1 pseudogene is annotated in these 387 nt (G+C 75.5%); it reads right to left on the bottom strand.

Features of this window, described 5'->3' with window-relative positions:
* Positions 1–387, bottom strand: a pseudogene (locus tag ABD243_RS11390) (HNH endonuclease signature motif containing protein); the annotation flags it as partial.

Here is a 387-nt window from a genome sequence, read left to right as displayed (position 1 = left end):
GGGGATCGGTCAGGACCCGGTAGAAGGAACCCGCGCCGCCGGCGACGAGGCGGCGGGCCATCGACGGCGGGATCGGCCCGTACCCGTCCAGGACGGCCGGCTCGTCCGTGAGGCCCAGCAGCGACAGGACCGGCACGGTGACCAGGACCTGCGCCCGCGGCACCGGAACACCCCCAACCACACACCCGCCCGTCCCGCCGCCGGCAAGTCCGCCGTCGGCACGTCCGCCGTTGCTGCCGCCGGCAAGTCCGCCGTCGGCACGTCCGCCGTTGCTGCCGCCGGCAAGTCCGCCGTTGGTCCCGTCGTCGGCTGTTCGGGCTGTGGTCCCTGGGGCGGTGCCGGTGCCGTTGGTGAGGAGCCAGGTCGCGGCGATGTCGGCGCGCAGCT

It is taken from the genome of Arthrobacter humicola (genome assembly GCF_039531445.1).
GTDB classification, from domain to species: domain Bacteria; phylum Actinomycetota; class Actinomycetes; order Actinomycetales; family Micrococcaceae; genus Arthrobacter; species Arthrobacter humicola.
Note: the sequence above shows the minus strand (reverse complement) of the source record. Positions and strands in the feature narration are given on the sequence as shown.